The sequence below is a fragment of the Streptomyces sp. STAM6 genome (genome assembly GCF_054963715.1).
The window spans coordinates 59,495-79,307 of the sequence record NZ_JBUEFZ010000002.1 but is presented as its reverse complement, the minus strand read 5'-3'; the positions used below and the strand labels follow the sequence as shown (position 1 = coordinate 79,307).

The window sequence follows — 19,813 nt, the reverse complement described above, 5'->3', positions numbered from 1 at the left end:
ACCGGCCCCGCCGCCGAAGCGCGGCGGACCGCGAACGGACGAGGCGGCGGCACCCCTGGTGGGTGCCGCCGCCTTCGTCGTACGGACTCACGGCCCGACGGGCTCCTACCGGCCCCGGGCCACGAGGTCCTTGCGGCGGGCGCAGCGCAGGCCCGCCAGATCGGCGTCGTACAGCTCGCCGTCGTCGTTGTCCACGACCGTGCCGCGCGCGGCGTTGCGCCCGAAGACCTCCCGGTACAGCGACCGCAGCCAGTACCAGGGCTGGAGCGGCAGCCAGCACAGACCGGACAGCCAGCGGCGCAGCGACCGCCAGAAGCCCGGCCTGCCGCCGTCGGCCGCGCGGATCACGCGGATGCCGGTGATCAGCTTGCCGACACTGGCCCGGCACAGCACCGTCAGGACGACGTGGTTCAGGAACGAGAAGGCGGTCACGGCCGAGACGTAGAGCACCGGCTTGGACACGTCGGCCGCCGTCCCGTCCGCCGGGTCGTTCAGTCCCACCAGGACGTACGGCACCCAGAAGGCGAGGGCGCAGTCCACCGCGACGGCGAGCACCCGGCGGGCCTCCCCGGCCCGTCCGGGCACCCGGCGCGGTGCCGCACCGGGCGGCGCACCGTACGGTGCCTGGCCGTGGGGCGCCTGCCCGTACGGCGCCTGGTACGGACTCTGGCTGTGCGGTGCCTGCCCGTACGGCGCCTGCCCGTACGGTGCCTGCCCGGCGGCCGGCTGCGCGTACGGCGCCTGTGGCGGCTGCCCGTACTGCGGCGCGGCGTACGGCTGCTGCTCGTACGGAGGGTGGGCGTAAGGGTGTGGCGTCTGGTTCTGGGGCCCCCGTGGCGCGTTCATGTCGGCATCATCGCGCACGCCGCTGACAGGTACACAATCAGCCTATGCTCGCCCCGGAGGCCTCCCGCCCGGGCATTACCTCCGCGGTCATCGCGACCCGCCCCGCGGCCCGGCAGGATCAGGGGGCACCGCCGGGGCGGGAGCGATCACGAGGAGGAATGCATGACCGCGTACGCCATAGCCTGCTTGCGGCCGTCGGCCGAGATCCACGACGAGGTCCTCCTGTACATCGAGCGCATCCAGGCGACCCTCGACCCCTTCGGGGGTCGGTATCTGGTGCACGGGGCGCCCGAGCGGGAGGTGCGGGAAGGGAGCTGGGAGAGCGACCTGGTGATCATCGGCTTCCCGTCGATGGACGCCGCGCGAGGATGGTACGACTCCGCCGCGTACCAGGAACTCGTCCCGCTGCGCGCCCGGCACCTCAGTGGTGACGTCCTGCTCATCGACGGGGTGCCGGACGGCTACCGGCCGGAGGCGACGGCGGCCGCCCTGCGCGGGGCCCGGGAACGAGGGTCCCGGGCCGCCGCACGGCGGCGGCGCAGCCAGTAGTGCCATGCGACCACCCCGAGCAGCGGCCCCCACGCCACCAGAGGCAGATAGCAGGCCGTCATGACCCAGTAGGCCGGGCCTGTCGGCGCCTCGGGGGCGCCCATGTTGTCCGGGTCGTTCCAGCCGGCGGCCCCGAGCGCGCCCAGCGCGGTGAGCGCCAGCGCGCCCGCGCCGGCGAGGCCCACCGCGAAGGCCGTCGGCACACGCCGGCCGCCCACCACCGGGAACCACGCCGGGAAGATCTCGCCCCACCGCCGCACCAGCCCCAGCGTCAACAGCCCCAGCGCCTCCGCGAAGACGCTCAGGGCGACCAGGTAGACCGAGAACCAGCTGCCCGGGCGCACGTCGGCCAGTTGGTCCGCGCCCGTGAAGCCGAGCGGCACGCCCAAGGCTCCGGCGATCCGCCACAGCCCGGTGGGCAGCGGTGCGAGCGCGGCGATGTGTGCGGTGCGCACCACCCAGCGGGGCGGCGCCGTGACATCCGTTTCCATGCCCTCAGCCTTGTCCGGCCGGGGTGTTGACGGCCATCTGCCGATCGGCAGATGTGGGCGGCTCGCCCCGCTGCGTAGGCTGGCCGGCGATGAGACGACGAGACCTGGCGGTGGTGGCCGCCTCAAGCGCCCTGGTCTGCGCCGCTGTTGGCGTGGCCGGCACCCGCGCGGCGGTGCCCGCCTGCGCCTCGGTGGGCGCCGTCGTCGCCGGTGCCGCGTGCCTGCCGCGCTCGCGCGTCTGCGCCGGCCCCGTGGCGGCCGCGGCCGGGGCCCTGCTGCTCGCGGTGACCTTCGGCGGGGCGGGAAGCGGTACGTACGAGGACTCCGGCTGGCTGTTCGCGGCGGCCCTCGCGCTCGTCGTGCTGCAGACCGCGGCCTTCCGGTGGGCGCCGCCCCGCCGGGCCGCCGCGGGCGTCGGCGTGTCCACGGCGGCGCTCGCGCTGTGGACCCAGCCGTTCGTGCCGGAGGCCTCGCTCTACGAGCGCATCGGCATGGGCGTCTTCTGGACCCTGCCCACCCTCGCGGCAGCCGTCGTCGGCGGCTACCCGCGCCTCATGGAGCGCCGCCGCCGCCTGGCCGTCCTCGATGCCCGCCGCGCCCAGCAGCTGGAACTCGCCCACGACCTGCACGACTTCGTCGCCCACGACGTCAGCGGCATCGTGGCCCAGGCCCAGGCGGCGCGTTTCGTCGCCGACCACGATCCCGGCGCCGCCACCGCCGCACTGGAGCGCATCGAACGGGCCGGCCTCGCCGCCCTCACCTCCATCGACCGCACGGTGCGCATGCTCCGCGACCACGACACGGCCACGGGCGAGGCCCGCGAACCGCTCCCCGACCTCGCCCGGCTCACCGCCCTCGTCGCACGCTTCACCGACACGGGCGCCATTCCCGCCCGGCTCGACATCGCACCCGGTGTCGACTCCGCGCTGTCGCGCGAGGCCGCCGCCACCGCCCACCGCGTCGTGACCGAAGCCCTCACCAACGTACGCCGCCACGCCCCCGCCGCCACCCGCGTCGACATACGCCTCCGCGTCGAGAGCGGGAACGTCCTGCTGACCGTCACCAACGACGCCCACCGCACCGCGCCGCGCGGCCGCCCCCGGGAGCGCGGCGGCAGCGGGCTCCTCGCGCTCACCGAACGCGTCCGCGCCCTCGGCGGCACGCTCGCCACCACGACCACCGACGACGGCGCCTGGCGCCTGGCCGTCACCCTTCCCGCCGTTACCGCCGCCGGAGGCACACCGTGACGACCACCCCCACCACCCGCATCCTCCTCGCCGACGACCAGGACGACATCCGCAGCGGCTTCCGGCTTGTCCTCGACTCACAGCCGGACATGACGGTCGTCGCCGAGGCCGCGGACGGCCGCAGAGCCGTCGAACTCGCCCGCACCGTACGCCCCGACGTCGTTCTCGCCGACATCCGGATGCCGCACCTCGACGGCCTGGAAGTCACCCGCCTTCTCGCGCCCGACACCCGGGTCGTGGTCGTCACCACTTTCGACCTCGACGATTACGTGCACACCGCGCTCCGCCACGGCGCCTGCGGCTTCCTGCTGAAACGCTCGGGCCCCGCGCTGCTCATCGAGGCGGTACGGGCGGCGATGGCCGGCGACACCCTCATCAGCCCCCAGGTGACGGTCCGCCTCCTGCGCCGGCTGACCCCGCCCCCGCGCGAACCCGCCGCCCCGGACCCGCTCACGCCCCGCGAACGAGACATCACCCGCCTGGTGGCCCGTGGGCTGACGAACGCGGAGATAGCCGCCGAGCTCTACGTCACCCCGGGCACGGCCAAGACCCACCTCGCCAACATCCAGGCCAAGCTCGGCGTCCGCAACCGCGTCGGCATAGCGGCCTGGGCCTGGGAGAAGGGCCTCGCCGCCCCCTGACCACGACGGACTACGACGCCGGCGCCACCCCGATCGGGCACGACACGCCCGTGCCGCCGATACCGCAGTAGCCGCCCGGATTCTTGTCCAGGTACTGCTGGTGGTACGCCTCGGCCGGGTAGAACGGGCGGCCGTCCGCCGGGAGGATCTCCGTGGTGATCTCGCCGTACCCCGAGCCCTTGAGGACCTGCTGGTAGGCGTCGCGGGAGGAGTCCGCCGCGGCGGCCTGGGCGGGGGAGTGGGTGTAGATCGCCGAGCGGTACTGGGTGCCCACGTCGTTGCCCTGACGGAAGCCCTGGGTCGGGTCGTGGGACTCCCAGAACAGCTTCAGCAGCGTCTCGTACGGGACGACCGACGGGTCGAAGACCACCCGGACCGCCTCGGTGTGACCGGTCAGGCCGGAGCAGACCTCTTCGTACGAGGGGTTGCGCGTGTAGCCGCCCTGGTAGCCGACGAGGGTCGTCCACACACCGGGCGTCTGCCAGAACTTCCGCTCGGCGCCCCAGAAGCAGCCCAGCGCGAAGTCGGCCACCTCCAGCCCCTCCGGGTACGGGCCCACGAGGGGGTTGCCGAGGACCGTGTGGCGGGCGGGCACGGCGAATTCCGGCTCCGGGCGGCCGCGCAGGGCCTGCTCGGGGGTCGGGAGCACAGGGGTTCGGCCGAACAGCATGACTCGGTCTCCTTCTCGGTCGCGGCAACGGAACAACGCTCCGGTGCCGCCGCGCATTCCGGGCGCCCCGTTCCGGCGGGGCGCCCGCCGCGCGGGCTCAGTGCGGCAGTGTCGCCGGGCTGCCGCCGTTGGCCTCGTAGCCGGCGACCGCCAGGGCCCGGTGGAGGGCGTACGCCGCCGCCGGGTCCTCGCTGAGCGTCCAGGGCAGGGCACCGACGTGGCCGTCCACGTGCACCAGCTGGTGCATGGCCTCGGTCCAGCGCTGGGCGCCCACGAGGAAGTGGATCAGCAGGTGGCGCACGTGCGCGAGCATCGGGTCGTCGGCGCGGGCGGCGTTGACCGCGTACAGCGCCCCCTCCATGGCCTTCGACACGACCGCGGTGCCGTAGAAGTCCCGTACCAGCGCCACGTCGGGCAGGTGCTCCCAGACCGCGAACAGCGGGAGCGCGGCGAGCAGTGAGCCCTGCGGGGCGCGGGCGGCGGCCGAGGTGGCGAACCGGTCGGCGTCGGCGCGCGAGCCGTGCCACTTCTCGCACCAGTAGTGCAGGGCCGCGAGGTGGGCGCCCATGTGCTGCGGGGCACGGTCGATGATCTTCGCCCACACCTGGTCGAACTCTTCGTGGGAGTAGCCGAGGCCGCGGGCGACGGCCAGCTCGACGATGTACGGCACCGGGTCGCCCGGCGCCAGCAGCGCCGCCTCGCCGCACATCTCACGGGCCTCTTCGAGGATGATCCGGAAGTCGTCGCTGCCGGCGGCCGAGGAACGCCACGCCTGCTGCACGAGGAACTCGGCGTGCACCGCGGCCCCGCCCGGGTCCTTGGGCTTCTCGGCCCGCCAGGCGCGCAGCCACGCGCCTCCGGTGCCGGGCTGCTGCTGGAGCTCCAGCGACGCGGCGCCCGCGAAGGCCTGGACGCGCTGCCAGCGCACCTCGCCCTCCTTCTCGGTGCCCGCCAGCAGCTGGGAGGCGGCCCGCCAGTCCTGTGTGCGCTGGACGACGTCCAGCACGTCGAGGAGGTCCTGGTCCGGGCCGGGCATGCGGACGTCGAGCAGCTCCTGCCGGACGAAGCCGTACGCGCCGGGGTCGGCCGCGTCCGGCGCCCCGGGCTCGACCAGGCGGATGCCGCCGCGGCGGCGCATCAGCCACGGCACGACGATCACGCCGATCAGACCGACCGTGAACAGGAACCAGAGAATCTCCATACCGTCATTGTCCCGGACGGCGGTGGTACCCCGGCGGCCGGACTACGCTCGTGCGCATGAGCGACGAGCACACCCACCAGAGCTTCGAGACCCGCGCCATCCACGCGGGCAACACCGCCGACCCGCTGACCGGCGCGGTCGTCCCCCCCATCTACCAGGTGTCCACCTACAAGCAGGACGGCGTGGGCGGTCTGCGCGGGGGTTACGAGTACAGCCGCAGCGCCAACCCGACCCGTACGGCGCTGGAGGAGAACCTGGCGGCGCTGGAGGGCGGCCGGCGCGGTCTGGCCTTCGCGTCGGGACTGGCCGCCGAGGACTGCCTGTTGCGGACGCTGCTGGCGCCCGGTGACCACGTGATCATCCCGAACGACGCGTACGGCGGCACGTTCCGGCTGTTCGCGAAGGTCGTCGCGCGGTGGGGCGTGGAGTGGTCGGTGGCCGACACCTCCGACCCGGCGGCGGTACGCGCGGCGGTGACCGACCGCACGAAGGCGATCTGGGTCGAGACGCCGTCCAACCCCCTCCTCGGGATCACGGACATCGCGGCGCTCGCGGAGGTGGCGCGGTCGGCCGGTGCGAAGCTGGTCGTCGACAACACCTTCGCCAGCCCCTACCTCCAGCAGCCGCTGGCGCTGGGCGCGGATGTCGTCGTGCACTCGCTGACCAAGTACATGGGCGGTCACTCGGACGTCGTCGGCGGTGCGCTGGTGACCGCGGACGAGGCGCTGGGCGAGGAACTGGCGTACCACCAGAACGCGATGGGCGCGGTGGCCGGCCCGTTCGACTCGTGGATCGTGCTGCGCGGCATCAAGACGCTCGCGGTGCGCATGGACCGGCACAGCGCGAACGCCGCGCGGGTGGCGGAGATGCTGACCCAGCACCCGAAGGTGACGCACGTGCTCTACCCGGGTCTGCCGGAGCACCCGGGCCACGAGGTCGCGGCCAAGCAGATGAAGGACTTCGGCGGCATGGTCTCGTTCCGCGTCACGGGCGGCCAGGAGGCGGCGGTCGAGGTCTGCAACCGGGCGAAGCTGTTCACGCTCGGCGAGTCCCTCGGCGGTGTCGAGTCGCTGATCGAGCACCCGGGCCTGATGACGCACGCCAGTGTCGCCGGTTCGCTGCTGGAGGTGCCGGCGGACCTGGTGCGTCTGTCGGTCGGTATCGAGAACGTCGACGACCTGCTGGCGGACCTGCGCCAGGCGCTCGGCTAGGACGCTCGGCCGGCGGCGGGCCGTCGGGCGTCCGTCACCAGCCCTCGAAGGGCGGTGTGACGTCCGACGGCGGGGCCGTCCAGGGCTCCGCGAGCGAAGCCCAGACGGTGAACGCGATCGCCGCCGCGGTCAGCAGCAGCCACAGCAGCCTCCGCCGGACGCGCGCCCGCCGGAGGCTGCGGGTGCCCCGGCCGATCACCCGGGGCAGCAGGTCGGCGGGGACCTGGGGCCGCGACGCGTCCAGCATGCGCCGGACCTCGTCCTCCTTGCGGTCGTGGCCGCTCACGGTGTCCCCGCCCGGGCCGCCGGTCCGCGACGGGGTGCCGACGCCGAGCCGCGCAGGGTGCGGACCGCGCGGGAGCAGATCGCGCGCACCCGCATCGCCGGCAGTCCGAGCAGGGCCGCCGTCTGCTCCTCGGCGACCCCCTCGTACAGCCTCAGCACCACGACGAGACGTTCCTGCGGGGTGAGGCCGGACAGCGGTCCGCCCCGGCCGCGGTGGAAGCGCCAGGCCGAGCGGGCGAAACGGGCGGCCAGCTCCTGGCGGGCGAGGTCGTAGGGGTCCTCGCCGCGCAGCCGGTCCCAGCGGGCGTACGTGGCGGCCAGCGCGGCCGTCAGCAGTTCCTGCGCGCGGGGGTTGCGGTGCGGGGGCTCGGTGGTGAGCAGGGTCGCGGCCTGGAGCAGTCTGCCCGCCGCGCCCGCCACGAACGCCTCGAAGCCGCGGGCGCGGTGGCGCACACGGCGTGCCGAGGGCTCCCGCGGGCGAGGTGCGCCGTGGGCGGCCCGTGCCGGGGGCTCGCGGCCGCCGTCCGCTGGGTGGTGCGCTCGTGGTTCCCGCACGTCCTCATATGAGACCGGGTGCCCCGCCCGGGTCAAGAGGTCGGCGCGGCCTCCGTGTCGGCGGGCGGCAGCCCCGCCTGCCGGGCGGACAGCGCGGTGTTGAAGCGGGTGAGCAAGGTGCAGAACGACTCGCGCTCGGTCTCCGTCCAGCCGTCGGTCACCTGGGCCATCAGCTGGCGGCGGGAGGAGCGGACCTCCTCGAGCCGGGCCTGGCCCCGCGGCGACAGCTGGAGCACGACGGCGCGGCCGTCCTCGGGGTGCGAGGTCCGCTTCACCAGGCCGGTGTCGACGAGCGGCGCGACCTGGCGGGTGACGGTGGACGAGTCGATGCCCATGCCGGCCGCCAGCGCCTTGACGCCCATCGGGCCTTCCTGGTCGAGCCGGTTGAGCAGCAGGTACGCGGCCCGGTCCATCGAGTTGCGCAGCTGGCCCGTGCCGCCGAGCCGGGTCTGCTCGGCCCGCCGGGCGAAGACGGCCACCTGGTGCTGGAGGGCATCGAGGAGACCTTGGTCAAGATCAGTCGTCATGTCCTGGGATGTGGGCATGGCTGGGGGCTCTCTCGTGCGTGGCGGTCGGTTGGTGGGGGACAGAGTACGCGGACCCGCGCGGGTCCGTACCGGCGCTGCACAAACGTGATGGAGCGGTCTCTGAGCTGCGAGACTGGCGGTCATGAGCTTCCGTACGCATCACCCCTTGCACCCGCTCATCCTCGACGACGTCCGCGGGGCGCAGAAGATGCTCTCCGGCGTCGTGCGGACGACGCCGATGGAGGGCAGCCGGCACCTGTCGCAGCTGGTCGGAGCGCCGGTGCACTTCAAGTGCGAGAACCTGCAGCGGACGGGCTCGTTCAAGCTGCGCGGTGCGTACGTGCGGATCTCCGGGCTGCGTCCGGAGGAGAAGGCGGCGGGGGTGGTCGCCGCGTCCGCCGGAAACCACGCGCAGGGTGTCGCGCTGGCGTCCTCCTTGCAGGGGGTGCGTTCCACGGTCTTCATGCCGGTCGGAGCCCCGCTGCCGAAGGTGGCGGCGACCCGCGACTACGGCGCGGACGTGCGGCTGCACGGGCACGTGGTGGACGAGACGCTGGCGGCGGCGGAGCAGTACGCGCTCGACACGGGCGCGGTGTTCATCCACCCCTTCGACCACCCGGACATCATCGCCGGGCAGGGCACGGTGGGCCTGGAGATCCTCGAACAGTGCCCGGAGGTGCGGACGATCGTCGTCGGGGTGGGCGGCGGCGGGCTCGCCGCGGGCATCGCGGTGGCGGTGAAGGCGTTGCGGCCCGATGTACGGATCGTCGGGGTGCAGGCGGAGGCGGCGGCCGCGTTCCCGCCGTCGCTGCGCGCCGGCCGCCCGATGTGGGTGGAGTGCGCGCCGACGATGGCGGACGGGATCAAGGTGGGCCGCCCCGGCGATGTGACGTTCGGGATCGTCGAGGAGCTGGTCGACGAGGTGCGGACGGTGTCCGAGGACGCCCTGTCCTCCGCGCTGCTGCTGTGCCTGGAGCGGGCGAAGCTGATGGTGGAGCCGGCCGGGGCGAGTCCCGTGGCGGCGCTGCTCAGCGAGCCGGAGGCGTTCCGGGGGCCGGTGGTGGCCGTGCTGTCGGGCGGCAATGTGGACCCGCTGGTGATACAGCGCATCCTGCGGCACGGCATGGCGGCGGGAGGCCGCTATCTGAGCCTGCGGCTGCGGCTGACGGACCGGCCGGGGGCGCTGGCGACGCTGCTGTCCGTGTTGTCGGTGACGGACGTCAACGTCCTCGACGTCGGGCATGTGCGGACCGATCCGCGGCTGGGGCTCTCGGACGTCGAGGTCGAGCTGCATCTGGAGACCAAGGGGACCGAGCACTGCGCGGAGGTGGCCTCGGTGCTGCGGGAGGCGGGGTACACGATCCTCGGCTGAGGCCGGGGGAGCGGTTCCGGGCGGAGCCGCACCCTCTTGATGCTCGCGATGTATCGCGATACTGTGTGCTGCCAGTCACACACTTGACCGGGCGGCCTTTCCGCCCGGTGTCCCCGAGCTGGGGTGGCGAATCGCGTGGCCACCCGGCCGAATCCGTGGGAGAAACCCATATGCCAGGCGCAATCCATGCCGAAGGCCTGGTGAAGACCTTCGGCGACGTAAGGGCTCTGGACGGCGTGGACCTCGATGTCCCCGAGGGTACGGTCCTGGGGCTCCTCGGCCCCAACGGCGCCGGAAAGACCACCACCGTCCGCGTGCTGACCACCCTCCTGCGGCCGGACAGCGGCCGGGCGACCGTGGCGGGCATCGACGTCCTCAGGCATCCCAACGAAGTCCGCCGGGTCATCGGCCTGTCCGGCCAGTTCGCCGCCGTCGACGAGTACCTCACCGGCCGCGAGAACCTGCAGATGGTGGGCCAGCTCTACCAGATGTCCGCCAAGGCGGCGAAGGTCCGGGCCGTGGAGCTGCTGGACCGCTTCAACCTCGCCGACGCCGCCGACCGCCCCGCCAAGACCTACTCCGGGGGCATGCGCCGCCGCCTCGACCTCGCCGCCGCGCTCGTCGTCTCGCCGCCCGTGATGTTCATGGACGAGCCGACCACCGGCCTCGACCCGCGCAACCGCCAGCAGCTGTGGGAGGTCATCCAGGAGCTGGTCGCGGGCGGTACGACCCTGCTGCTCACCACCCAGTACCTGGAAGAGGCCGACCACCTCGCGCACGACATCTGCGTCGTCGACCACGGCAAGGTCATCGCGCGCGGCACCTCCGACCAGCTGAAGGCCCGCACCGGCGGTGAGCGCGTCGAGGTCGTCGTCCACGAGGCCGAGCAGATCGACCCGGCACGCGCCGTCCTGACGGGCTTCGGCAAGGGCGAGGTCACCGTCGAGCAGCACACCCGCAAGCTCACCGTCCCGGTCACCGGCGGCGCCAAACTGCTCGCCGAGGTCATCCGTGAGCTCGACACCAGGGGTGTGGAGATCGACGACATCGGGCTGCGCCGCCCCACCCTCGACGACGTGTTCATCTCGCTGACCGGCCACGCCGTGGAGACCACCGACGAGGAGAACGGCACGACCGACGCCACGCCGCACGACGCGCGGCGCCGCAAGCCCCGGAAGGAGGCCGCCAAGTGAGCGGCATCTCCGACGCCGCCCCGCTGGGCGCCCCCAAGCCGCGTGGCGGCATCCGCCAGTCCATCGGCGACTCCCTGGTGGTCGCCAGGCGCAATCTGATCCGCATGTCCCGGATCCCCGAGATGGTGATCTTCGGGCTGATCCAGCCGATCATGTTCGTGGTGCTGTTCAGCTACGTCTTCGGCGGCTCCATGCAGATCGGCGGTTCGACGGATCCGAACGTCTACCGCGAGTTCCTGATGGCCGGCATCTTCGCCCAGACCGTCACCTTCGCCACGGCCGGCGCCGGCGCGGGCATCGCCGACGACATGCACAAGGGCCTCATCGACCGGTTCCGGTCGCTGCCCATGGCCCGGGGCGCGGTCCTCACCGGACGCACCCTCGCCGACCTCGTCCAGACCGCGCTCACCGTCGTCGTCCTCGCGATCGTCGCCCTGCTCGTCGGCTGGCGCATCCACGAGGGCGTCCCCAAGGCGCTCGGCGCCTTCGCGCTGCTGCTCCTCCTCGGGTACGCGTTCTCCTGGATCGGTGCGCTGATCGGCCTCTCGGTCCGCACCCCGGAAGCCGCCACCTCGGGCGGTCTGATCTGGCTGTTCCCGGTCACGTTCATCTCGAACGCGTTCGTGGACTCCAGCCGGATGCCGGACTGGCTGCAGCCCATCGCCGAGTGGAACCCGTTCAGCGCCACCGTGCAGGCCTGCCGTGAACTCTTCGGCAACCCGGGCGTCTCGCAGTCCGACGCCTGGCCCATGCAGCATCCCGTCTGGGCGTCGCTCCTCTGGTCGCTGCTGATCATCGCTGTCTTCCGGACCCTGGCTGTGCGCAAGTACCGGTCGGCCGCCGTCTGACAGTCGGCCACCGCCCGACGGCCGTCCGGTGCCCGACGGCCGTCCGGCGCCCCCCCCCGGCGGTCCGGCAGGCCGCACGGCCGGGGAGGACAGGCCCTCTCGGGCCGCACGGCCGGAGAGGGAACCGCCTCCGAAGCGGGAGCCGCGCCGCCGGGTGGCCGGCGGTCACCGCGTGCGCGGCGGATACCGGGCCGCCCGGCGGTCACCGGGCGCGTGGCGGTCACCGGCGCCCGGCGGTCACCGGGCCGCCCGGACGGCATGCGGAAGGGCCGGGCCGCACAGGGCGGCCCGGCCCTTCGAACACCTCGGCCCGGCCTCGGCCGGGGTGCGTGCTCAGCCCGAGTAGGGCTTGGCGTCGAGGATCTTCACCGACGCCGTCTTGCCGTTCGGCAGCTCGTAGGCGGCGTCCTCGCCGACCTTCTTGCCGTTGACACCGGAGCCGAGCGGCGACTGCGGCGAGTACGTCTCGATGTCCGAGCTCGCGTACTCGCGCGAGGCGAGGAGGAACGTCAGCGTGTCGTCCTCGTCGCCGTCGAAGGCGATCGTGACGACCATGCCGGGCGCCACCACACCGCTCTCCGTGGGAGCCTCGCCCACCTTCGCCTGCTCCAGGAGCTGGGTCAGCTGGCGTACGCGCAGCTCCTGCTTGCCCTGCTCCTCCTTGGCCGCGTGGTACCCGCCGTTCTCGCGCAGGTCGCCCTCCTCGCGCGCCGCCGCGATCTTGGCGGCGATCTCGGTTCGCGCGGGACCAGACAGGTACTCCAGCTCGGCCTTGAGCTGGTTGTACGCCTCCTGGGTGAGCCAGGTGACGTTCTCGCTGGTCTGGGTCACAGGTGCTCCTCGTCGGTACTGGGAATACAAAGCATCGCCCTACCCAGAAGGATGTGCCTTCCTGGATGGGCGAAACCACGAGCCTAACAATTTCGGACGCGAAGGGGGAGGACGAAAGTCACGGAATTTACATCACCGCAGGTCAGTGCGGAATCCGAGGCGGCCGTTCCGGTTACTTGAACGACGGTCCGACCACCGGTTCACCGCACTCGGCCGGCGGCCTGCTACCCGGCCGTGCAGCCCAGCAGCTCGGCGCTGGTCGCCTTCGCGGTCGTCCGCACGGTGACGACCTCGTCGATCCGCTCGGAGGCCTGGTCGAAGCGGACGTCCTTGCGGCCCACCTCGGCGCCGTTCTCGGCCAGGGCGCGCAGCGTGCAGTACCCCCGGGCGGCCTTGTCCTTGCGGACCTCCAGGTGCACGGCCACCTGCTCCTCGGCGGAGACGTCGAACTTGATGACCTCGGCGCTGAGCTTCTGACCGGCGATGTAGTCGTATCCGAACCAAACGACCATCGCGAGCAGGGCGACGCCCAGTACGGCGCCGACGGCCTTGAGCCTGCGGTCGGCGCGCTCGTCCGCGGAGCGGCCGTAACGGCCTTCGGGAAGCTGCTCCCGGACCGTGCTCATGATCGTTACCTCGCTCGTCGGGTTCCTGCTCCGGACGACGGAATTTTCCGGCCGCCGATTCCGTCACTATAGAAGCCGTGCGATGCGACCAATCACTGAGGATCGAGTCTTGACTGAGCAGCTGCGACTGATGGCCGTTCACGCCCACCCCGACGACGAGTCGAGCAAGGGCGCAGCCACGATGGCCAAGTACGTGTCCGAGGGGGTGGACGTGCTGGTCGTCACCTGCACGGGAGGCGAGCGCGGCTCCATCCTCAATCCCAAGCTCCAGGGTGACCCTTACATCGAGGAGAACATCCACGAGGTCCGCCGCAAGGAGATGGACGAGGCCCGCGAGATCCTCGGCGTCCGCCAGGAGTGGCTGGGCTTCGTCGACTCCGGCCTGCCCGAGGGCGACCCGCTGCCCCCGCTGCCCCAGGGATGCTTCGCCCTGGAGGACGTCGACAAGGCGGCCGGCCGCCTGGTGAAGTCCATCCGCACCTTCCGCCCGCAGGTCATCACGACCTACGACGAGAACGGCGGGTACCCGCACCCCGACCACATCATGACCCACAAGATCACGATGGTGGCCTTCGAGGGCGCGGCCGACGCCGAGAAGTACCCGGAGTCCGAGTTCGGCCCGGCCTACCAGCCGCAGAAGGTGTACTACAACCAGGGCTTCAACCGCCCCCGGACCGTCGCCCTGCACGAGGCGCTCCTCGCCCGTGGCCTGGAGTCCCCCTACGGCGAGTGGCTGGAGCGCTGGAAGGAGTTCGAGCGCGCCGAGCGGACCCTGACCACGCACGTTCCGTGCGCCGACTTCTTCGAGGTGCGCGACAAGGCGCTGATCGCACACGCCACGCAGATCGACCCGGACGGCGGCTGGTTCCGCGTCCCGATGGAGATCCAGAAGGAGGTCTGGCCGACCGAGGACTACGAGCTCGCCAAGTCCCTCGTCGACACCTCCCTCCCCGAGAGCGACCTCTTCGCGGGCATCCGCGACAATGCCTGACATGAGCGCACACCAGGCACTGACCCAGCTCGTCCCGCTCGCCAAGGAGCTCGACGAGAACAAGGTGACCCCCGGCGTCCTCGGTTTCGTGGTCTTCGCGGTCATGGCCGTGGCCGTATGGCTGCTGATGAAGTCGATGAACCGCCACATGGGCAAGGTCGACTTCGAGGAGGCCCCGGAACCGGCGAAGGCCGGCGCGGCCCCCGCGGCGCCCGCCGGTGGCAGGGCCACCGACGGCTAGCCCCCCCCCGCGACCAGGTCCGCACGGACCGCCGCCGACGACTCCATGACGGCCCACCGGGCGGTCATGGAGTCGAGGCGTACCCGGGTGCCGGCGGCTATCGCGCCGGCACCCCCATCACCTCCCGGGCGTGACGGTTCGGCGTCAGGCCCAGGGGCCAGGGCTGCCACGGCGCCTCCAGGCGTATGCCCCGCTCCAGGACCAGCGCCCATGCCTCCGCGCTCTCCCGCAGCTTGCCGTCGCGGGCCGGGTGCCCGGCGTCCCTGAGCCCGGACAGCTCCTCCTGGGCGACGACCGTCCCGATCTCCACCCCACCCGGCGAGGCGTACGGCAGCACGGTGCAGCGCAGGAACCGCGCCCAGTCCGCGCCGCGCAGATCCCGGTACGACTCGAACAGCGCGGTCGCCTCGTCGCACAGGGCCAGCGCCTGCGGAGCCCGGTCGTTTCCGGCGTCGACGATCGCCAGCTCCAGGCACGTCCAGGCCTCGCCGTGCGCCACCCCGATGCGGCGGAAGTCCGCGCGGGCGTCCATCAGCAGCTGCCGGGCGAACCCCGAATTGCGCAGGTTCCCCGTCTGGGCCGCGCGCTGGTCCCGGGTGAGCCGGCCCGAGTGATGGCGGGCGCAGGCCAGGCCGTACACGTCCCGCATCCGGGAGAACATCGTGCGGGCCCGCTCCAGCTCCCGCACCGCCTGGTCGGTGTCGCCGCGCTCCTCCAGCGCCTGGCCCAGGTAGTACAGCGTCCACGCCTCGCCGCGCGCGTCCTCGTTGTCCCGGTGCCGGGACAGCGCCTGGCGCAGCTGGTCCACCGCCGGCGCGGGGTCGCCGTCCACCAGCCTTCCCCGCCCCAGCTGGGTCAGCGCCCACGCCTCACCCCGGCTGTCGTGGGTGCGGCCGTACAGATCGAGCGCGGCGCGCAGCTCCTCGTCGGCGCGCGGCACGTCCCCCAGGCGCAGCCGCACCTGCCCCAGCTGGAAGTGCGACCAGGCCTCGCCGTGCAGGGACTCGTTCTCCCGGTGCAGGGCGAGCGCCGTGTCCAGCAGGGTCAGCGCCTCCGCGATGTTCGCCCGGTCCCGTTCCACCGCCGCCAGCGCGTGCAGCGTCCAGGCCCGGTCCGCCGCCAGCTCGGGCGGCGCCTGCAGCTCCAGCGCCTCGCGCAGCCGCGCGGACGCCTCCGGCAGATTGCCCTGGTGCTGCAGCGTGATGCCCAGCGAGCACAGCGCCAGCGCGGCCCCCGCGTCCTGGTGGGCCTCCTGGTAGAGGGAGACCACGGACGTCAGGGTGGTCCGCGCGGTGTCCAGCTCACCGAGCTGGCGGGCCGCGATACCCGTCCGCCACCGCACCGAGCGGACCAGCAGCCCCTGGTCGACGGCCTCGGCCAGTTCCTGGATCTCACCCAGCCGGTACAGATCGCCGCGCAGCAGGCAGTAGTCGCACAGCGCGCCCAGCAGACCGAGGACCGCCTGCTGGTTGACGCCCTCCGCATACCGCAGTGCCGCGGTGATGAAGCTCGACTCGTCGTCCAGCCAGCGCAGCGCCGCCTCCAGCGAGCCGAAGCCGTGGCCGCCGAACCGGCCGGCGCGCGTCGACATCTTGCCGTCCACCATGCGGATCACCGCGTCGGCGAGCTCCGCGTAGTTCTTGATCAGCCGCTCCTGAGCGGCCGTGACGTCGGCCGGTTCCTCCTCCTCGCGCAGCCGCGCGGCGGCGAACGCGCGGACGGCGTCGTGCAGCCGGAACCGGTCGCCCCGCACCGGATCCAGCAGACCGGCCCCGGCCAGCTCCCGAAGCCGGGTCTGCGCCTCCTGCTCGCCGGCCGCCAGCAGCGCGGCCGCGGCCGCAGCTCCCAGCGACGCCCGCCCCGCCAGCGCCAGCCGGCGCAGCAGACGCCGCTGGTCCTCGTCCAGATCCGTGAAGTACCGGGCGGCCACGGCCCGTTCGACCGCCGTGAGGCCCGGTTCCCGGCGCTCCAGCTCGGCGACGACGGCCGGTGCCGTGTGCCTGCCGATCGCGGCACCGGCCACCCGCAGCGCCAGCGGAAGCCCGCCGCACAGCTCCCGCAGCCGCTCGCTCGCCTCCGCGTCGTACGGACCCTGCTCGGGCTTCTCGGCCACCTCCCGCAGCAGCTCCTCGGCGCCCGCCTCGTCCAGGGGTTCCACCGGCAGCCGGTGCACCCACGCCGGCACGTCGTCCCCCAGCTCCAGCGGGTCCCGCGAGGTGACCAGCACCAGGCTGTCGGAGCGCTCCGGGAGCAGGGTGCGCACCTGCCCGGCGTCGTGCGCGTCGTCCAGCACCACCGTGACCGGCAGCCCCGTCAGGTGCTGGTGGTACAACTCGGCGAGCCTGCGCACCTGTTGGCCGGCGGGGGAGCGGTCGCGGAACAGCAGCTGTTCGCGCGGCGCGCCCAGCCGGTTCAGCAGGTGCAGCAGCGCCTCGCGTGTCGGCAGCGGCTTCTCGTCCCGCCCGGCGCCCCGCAGGTCGACCAGGCACGCCCCGCGGAAGAGGTCGCGCAGCTGGTGCGCCGCCCGCACGGCGAGGGCGGTACGCCCGGAGCCCGGCTCGCCGTGCAGCACCACGACCGTGGGCTTCGTCTCGCCGGCCGCGCGGGCCGCCCGCACCCACTGGGCGATCCGCGCCAGCTCCTCGCGCCGGCCCGCGAACGGCTCGGCCGCCTCCGGCAGATGGCCGAACGACTGCTCCAGAACATTGCGCCGGCGGGCCATCGCGCTGCGGTCCGCCCCGCGCAGGGACGGCGTCTGCGCGGGGACCGTCTTCTTCGGGGCGGCCGCGGTCAGGATCCGCTGCTGGTCCAGGAACGGGCGTATGCCCCGCACCTCCAGCGCCGTCAGCCACTGCAGCCGCAGCTGCTCGGGCCCGCCCGGTTGGCCCAGCGCCCCGGCCCTGCGGTGCGCGGCCGGCCAGTGCGACGCGGTCACCTTCAGGACGGTCGCCGCGGCCCCCGCGACCGCGACCACGGCCCCGGCGCCCAGCGCGGTGCCCCCGGCGGTCCCGAGCGCGAGGTCGGCGCCGATGGCGGCCACCGCGGCCACCGCCGTGACCAGCGCGGGCGTCCCCACGGCCTGTCGGCTGAACCGCTCGGACAGCGACAGCTGCCCGGCCTCCGCCTCTTCGACGGCCCGCAGATACGCGGCGTACTCCTCGGCGGCGGCCGCCGCCATCGTCTCCAGGGCGCCCCTGCCGCGCGCCAGCAGCACACCCGGCTCGGACCGCCCGCCGGAGCGCCGCACCTCCTCCTCCACAGCGCGCGCCAGAAGCCGTTCGGCCTCGGCGCGGTGGCTGTCCCGCATGTGCGTCCCCCTCCGCTTCCGCGAGCTTCGCTTCCGCCGACAAGTGTCGTGCGTATGGCTGATCGACGCGAGGGGCTGTGGACAACCCCGGGCTCAGGGTGGTGTGCCGCTTCCGGCAACGGCGGGCCGGTCCGGCAGGATGGGCCCATGCCGAACCGACTGGCTCATGAGACGTCCCCGTACCTCCTCCAGCACGCCGACAACCCGGTCGACTGGTGGCCGTGGTCGGGTGACGCCTTCGAGGAGGCGCGGCGCCGTGGTGTGCCGGTCCTGCTCAGCGTCGGGTACAGCTCCTGTCACTGGTGCCACGTCATGGCGCACGAATCCTTCGAGGACGACGACACCGCCACCTACATGAACGAGCACTTCGTCAACGTCAAGGTGGACCGCGAGGAGCGGCCCGACGTCGACGCGGTGTACATGGAGGCCGTCCAGGCGGCCACCGGGCAGGGCGGCTGGCCGATGACGGTCTTCCTCACCCCCGACGCGGAGCCGTTCTACTTCGGCACGTACTTCCCGCCCGCGCCCCGCCACGGCATGCCGTCCTTCCACCAGGTCCTCGAGGGGATCTCGGCCGCCTGGACCGACCGGCGCGACGAGGTCGGCGAGGTCGCGGGCAACATCGTGCGGGAGCTGTCGGGCCGTACCCTCGCCTACGGCGGGTCGGGGGCGCCCGGCCAGGAGGAACTGGCGCAGGCGTTGCTCGGGCTGACCAGGGAGTACGACGACCGGCACGGCGGCTTCGGCGGGGCGCCCAAGTTCCCGCCGTCCATGGCGGTCGAGTTCCTGCTGCGCCACCACGCCCGCACCGGGTCCGAGGGCGCGCTGCAGATGGCGGCCGACACCTGCGAGGCCATGGCCCGCGGCGGCATCTACGACCAGCTCGGCGGCGGGTTCGCCCGCTATTCGGTCGACCGCGAGTGGGTCGTGCCGCACTTCGAGAAGATGCTCTACGACAACGCGCTGCTGTGCCGGGTCTACGCGCACCTCTGGCGCGCCACCGGAAGCGACCTGGCCCGCCGGGTGGCCCTGGAGACCGCCGACTTCATGGTGCGCGAACTGCGCACCGCCGAGGGCGGTTTCGCCTCCGCGCTGGACGCCGACTCCGACGACGGCAGCGGCAGGCACGTCGAGGGCGCCTTCTACGTGTGGACGCCCGAGCAGCTGCGCACCGTGCTCGGCGACGACGACGCGGCGTACGCCGCCCAGTACTTCCGCGTCACCGAGGAGGGCACCTTCGAGGAGGGCGCCTCCGTCCTGCAGCTCCCGCAGGGCGCCGGCGTCGCCGACGCGAAGCGCGTCGAGAGCATCCGCCGGCGTCTGTTCGAAGCCCGGGAGGAACGCCCGCGGCCCGGCCGCGACGACAAGATCGTCGCCGCCTGGAACGGGCTCGCGATCGCGGCGCTCGCCGAGACCGGCGCCTACTTCGACCGTCCCGACCTGGTCGAACGTGCCACCGAGGCGGCCGATCTGCTGGTCCGGCTGCACCTGGGCGACGGGGCCCGGCTCACCCGGACCTCCAAGGACGGCCGGGCGGGCGCCAACGCGGGGGTGCTGGAGGACTACGCCGATGTCGCCGAGGGCTTCCTCGCGCTCGCCGGGGTGACCGGCGAGGGCGTGTGGCTGGAGTTCTCCGGGCTCCTGCTCGACATCGTCCTGGACCGGTTCACCGGCGAGGGCGGTGCGCTGTACGACACGGCCCACGACGCCGAGCCGCTGATCCGGCGGCCGCAGGACCCCACCGACAACGCCGCCCCGTCGGGCTGGTCCGCCGCCGCGGGCGCGCTGCTGTCCTACGCCGCGCACACCGGCTCCGACGGCCACCGCGCCGCCGCCGAGGGCGCGCTCGGCGTCGTCAGGGCGCTCGGCCCGCGGGCGCCCCGCTTCATCGGCTGGGGCCTGGCCGTGGCCGAGGCGCTCCTCGACGGGCCTCGTGAGATCGCCGTCGCGGGCGGCCCGGCCGATCCGGCCGCCCGGGAGCTGCACCGCACCGCGCTGCTCGGCACGGCACCGGGGGCCGTCGTGGCCTTCGGGGAGCCGGACAGCGAGGAGTTCCCGCTGCTCCGGGACCGTCCGCTGGTCGGTGGCCGGCCAGCGGCCTACGTCTGCCGCCACTTCACCTGTGACGCCCCTACCACGGATGCATCCGACCTTGCCCGGAAGCTCGCCAACTGACGCAGG

At 73.3% G+C, this 19,813-nt stretch carries 20 protein-coding genes; 10 read left to right on the top strand and 10 right to left on the bottom strand.

Features of this window, described 5'->3' with window-relative positions; translation table 11 throughout:
• Window positions 1-105 precede the first annotated feature (105 nt).
• Window positions 106-846 carry an RDD family protein gene (locus ACY34K_RS02790; RefSeq protein ID WP_462742987.1) on the bottom strand — a complete coding sequence of 247 codons (741 nt, stop codon included), beginning with the start codon at window positions 844-846 and terminating at the stop codon, window positions 106-108.
• A gap of 162 nt (window positions 847-1,008) precedes the next feature.
• Between ACY34K_RS02790 and ACY34K_RS02785 the strand changes: the two genes are divergently transcribed.
• Window positions 1,009-1,395: a DUF1330 domain-containing protein gene (locus ACY34K_RS02785; RefSeq protein WP_462742984.1), complete on the top strand. Its 387-nt coding sequence runs from the start codon at window positions 1,009-1,011 to the stop codon at window positions 1,393-1,395.
• On the opposite strand, the gene ACY34K_RS02780 is transcribed toward ACY34K_RS02785, so the two are convergent.
• Window positions 1,308-1,886, bottom strand: coding sequence for a hypothetical protein (locus ACY34K_RS02780; protein WP_462742982.1), 579 nt, complete (start codon window positions 1,884-1,886; stop codon window positions 1,308-1,310). The genes ACY34K_RS02785 and ACY34K_RS02780 overlap by 88 nt on opposite strands.
• An 89-nt stretch (window positions 1,887-1,975) precedes the next feature.
• Between ACY34K_RS02780 and ACY34K_RS02775 the strand changes: the two genes are divergently transcribed.
• Together ACY34K_RS02775 and ACY34K_RS02770 are read left to right on the top strand one after the other, a co-directional pair.
• Complete coding sequence (locus ACY34K_RS02775; RefSeq protein WP_462742979.1) at window positions 1,976-3,133, top strand: sensor histidine kinase; 1,158 nt, start codon at window positions 1,976-1,978, stop codon at window positions 3,131-3,133.
• On the top strand, window positions 3,130-3,774 hold the full coding sequence (locus ACY34K_RS02770; RefSeq protein ID WP_462742976.1) for a response regulator: 645 nt from the start codon (window positions 3,130-3,132) through the stop codon (window positions 3,772-3,774). The genes ACY34K_RS02775 and ACY34K_RS02770 overlap by 4 nt, the downstream gene beginning before the upstream one ends.
• 10 nt (window positions 3,775-3,784) lie before the next feature.
• On the opposite strand, the gene msrA is transcribed toward ACY34K_RS02770, so the two are convergent.
• On the bottom strand, window positions 3,785-4,444 hold the full coding sequence (msrA, locus tag ACY34K_RS02765) for a peptide-methionine (S)-S-oxide reductase MsrA (RefSeq protein WP_462742974.1): 660 nt from the start codon (window positions 4,442-4,444) through the stop codon (window positions 3,785-3,787).
• Between the two features lie 97 nt (window positions 4,445-4,541).
• Window positions 4,542-5,645, bottom strand: a complete 1,104-nt coding sequence (locus ACY34K_RS02760; RefSeq protein WP_462742971.1) for a hypothetical protein — start codon at window positions 5,643-5,645, stop codon at window positions 4,542-4,544.
• Between the two features lie 56 nt (window positions 5,646-5,701).
• Here ACY34K_RS02760 and ACY34K_RS02755 point away from each other — a divergent pair, with 56 nt between their 5' ends.
• Window positions 5,702-6,856: a cystathionine gamma-synthase gene (locus ACY34K_RS02755; protein WP_462742968.1), complete on the top strand. Its 1,155-nt coding sequence runs from the start codon at window positions 5,702-5,704 to the stop codon at window positions 6,854-6,856.
• Between the two features lie 34 nt (window positions 6,857-6,890).
• On the opposite strand, the gene ACY34K_RS02750 is transcribed toward ACY34K_RS02755, so the two are convergent.
• The 3 genes from ACY34K_RS02750 to ACY34K_RS02740 all read right to left on the bottom strand — a co-directional run bounded on the left by ACY34K_RS02750 (window position 6,891) and on the right by ACY34K_RS02740 (window position 8,241).
• Window positions 6,891-7,142, bottom strand: a complete 252-nt coding sequence (locus ACY34K_RS02750; protein WP_462742966.1) for a hypothetical protein — start codon at window positions 7,140-7,142, stop codon at window positions 6,891-6,893.
• A complete protein-coding gene (locus ACY34K_RS02745; protein ID WP_462742963.1) occupies window positions 7,139-7,594 on the bottom strand; it encodes a sigma factor-like helix-turn-helix DNA-binding protein in 456 nt (151 codons plus the stop codon). The genes ACY34K_RS02750 and ACY34K_RS02745 overlap by 4 nt, the downstream gene beginning before the upstream one ends.
• A gap of 134 nt (window positions 7,595-7,728) precedes the next feature.
• Window positions 7,729-8,241 (bottom strand): MarR family winged helix-turn-helix transcriptional regulator, encoded by a 513-nt coding sequence (locus ACY34K_RS02740; RefSeq protein WP_462742961.1) that lies wholly within the window; start codon window positions 8,239-8,241, stop codon window positions 7,729-7,731.
• A gap of 124 nt (window positions 8,242-8,365) precedes the next feature.
• Here ACY34K_RS02740 and ilvA point away from each other — a divergent pair, with 124 nt between their 5' ends.
• The 3 genes from ilvA (at window position 8,366) to ACY34K_RS02725 (ending at window position 11,636) form a co-directional block, all read left to right on the top strand.
• Entirely contained in the window at window positions 8,366-9,595 is a 1,230-nt protein-coding gene (ilvA, locus tag ACY34K_RS02735; protein WP_462742959.1) for a threonine ammonia-lyase, read from the top strand.
• A gap of 170 nt (window positions 9,596-9,765) precedes the next feature.
• On the top strand, window positions 9,766-10,788 hold the full coding sequence (locus ACY34K_RS02730; protein ID WP_462742956.1) for an ATP-binding cassette domain-containing protein: 1,023 nt from the start codon (window positions 9,766-9,768) through the stop codon (window positions 10,786-10,788).
• Window positions 10,785-11,636 (top strand): ABC transporter permease, encoded by an 852-nt coding sequence (locus ACY34K_RS02725; protein ID WP_462742954.1) that lies wholly within the window; start codon window positions 10,785-10,787, stop codon window positions 11,634-11,636. Before ACY34K_RS02730 ends, ACY34K_RS02725 begins: the two co-directional genes overlap by 4 nt.
• Before the next feature lie 333 nt (window positions 11,637-11,969).
• On the opposite strand, the gene greA is transcribed toward ACY34K_RS02725, so the two are convergent.
• The gene (gene greA, locus ACY34K_RS02720; RefSeq protein ID WP_462742951.1) at window positions 11,970-12,467 is read right to left on the bottom strand and encodes a transcription elongation factor GreA; all 498 of its coding nucleotides are present in this window, start codon (window positions 12,465-12,467) and stop codon (window positions 11,970-11,972) included.
• A 224-nt stretch (window positions 12,468-12,691) separates the two neighbouring features.
• A complete protein-coding gene (locus ACY34K_RS02715; protein ID WP_462742948.1) occupies window positions 12,692-13,093 on the bottom strand; it encodes a DUF4307 domain-containing protein in 402 nt (133 codons plus the stop codon).
• Between the two features lie 109 nt (window positions 13,094-13,202).
• Between ACY34K_RS02715 and mca the strand changes: the two genes are divergently transcribed.
• Both mca and ACY34K_RS02705 read left to right on the top strand, forming a co-directional pair.
• Entirely contained in the window at window positions 13,203-14,084 is an 882-nt protein-coding gene (mca, locus tag ACY34K_RS02710) for a mycothiol conjugate amidase Mca (protein WP_462742945.1), read from the top strand.
• The gene (locus ACY34K_RS02705) at window positions 14,077-14,325 is read left to right on the top strand and encodes a hypothetical protein (protein WP_462742942.1); all 249 of its coding nucleotides are present in this window, start codon (window positions 14,077-14,079) and stop codon (window positions 14,323-14,325) included. Before mca ends, ACY34K_RS02705 begins: the two co-directional genes overlap by 8 nt.
• Before the next feature lie 97 nt (window positions 14,326-14,422).
• On the opposite strand, the gene ACY34K_RS02700 is transcribed toward ACY34K_RS02705, so the two are convergent.
• Complete coding sequence (locus ACY34K_RS02700) at window positions 14,423-17,632, bottom strand: tetratricopeptide repeat protein (RefSeq protein WP_462742939.1); 3,210 nt, start codon at window positions 17,630-17,632, stop codon at window positions 14,423-14,425.
• A gap of 147 nt (window positions 17,633-17,779) precedes the next feature.
• Here ACY34K_RS02700 and ACY34K_RS02695 point away from each other — a divergent pair, with 147 nt between their 5' ends.
• Window positions 17,780-19,807 carry a thioredoxin domain-containing protein gene (locus ACY34K_RS02695; protein WP_462742936.1) on the top strand — a complete coding sequence of 676 codons (2,028 nt, stop codon included), beginning with the start codon at window positions 17,780-17,782 and terminating at the stop codon, window positions 19,805-19,807.
• Window positions 19,808-19,813: the final 6 nt, after the last annotated feature.